This is a genomic window from Bowmanella dokdonensis (genome assembly GCF_017254865.1).
GTDB classification, from domain to species: Bacteria; Pseudomonadota; Gammaproteobacteria; order Enterobacterales; family Alteromonadaceae; genus Bowmanella; species Bowmanella dokdonensis.
Genome location: NZ_JAFKCV010000164.1, coordinates 1 through 369, shown reverse-complemented (window position 1 = coordinate 369; position 369 = coordinate 1). Strand labels below are relative to the sequence as shown.

General features: G+C 50.7%; 1 protein-coding gene. It reads right to left on the bottom strand.

The window, feature by feature from the left end:
- On the bottom strand, positions 1 to 369 hold a 369-nt coding region (locus J0A66_RS22055; RefSeq protein ID WP_439098888.1), incomplete at both ends, for a beta-ketoacyl synthase N-terminal-like domain-containing protein.

The window sequence follows — 369 nt, the reverse complement described above, 5'->3', positions numbered from 1 at the left end:
AGTGATGGTAGAGGGCACAAAGAACGGGGAAATCTTACGAGGTCCCGACGCCAGCAATTTACTGTGGTTCTCTTCAATGAGTCCCAATCCACCTATGCCGGATCCTACGGCAACCCCTACACGGCCGGCATTGGCCTCGGAGATTTGCAAACCGGAATCCTTCAGTGCCTGCATACCGGCAGCCACTCCATACTGGATGAACAAGTCCATCTTTTTGCTTTCTTTCTTGGGCATGTACTGCTCAACATCGAAGCCTTTCACAGCACCAGCAAAACGGGTGGAAAAGTTGCTCACATCGAAGCTTTCGATATTGCCAATACCACTTTCACCTCGCAGTAATGCATTCCAGGTTGAGGTGGTATCCAAGCC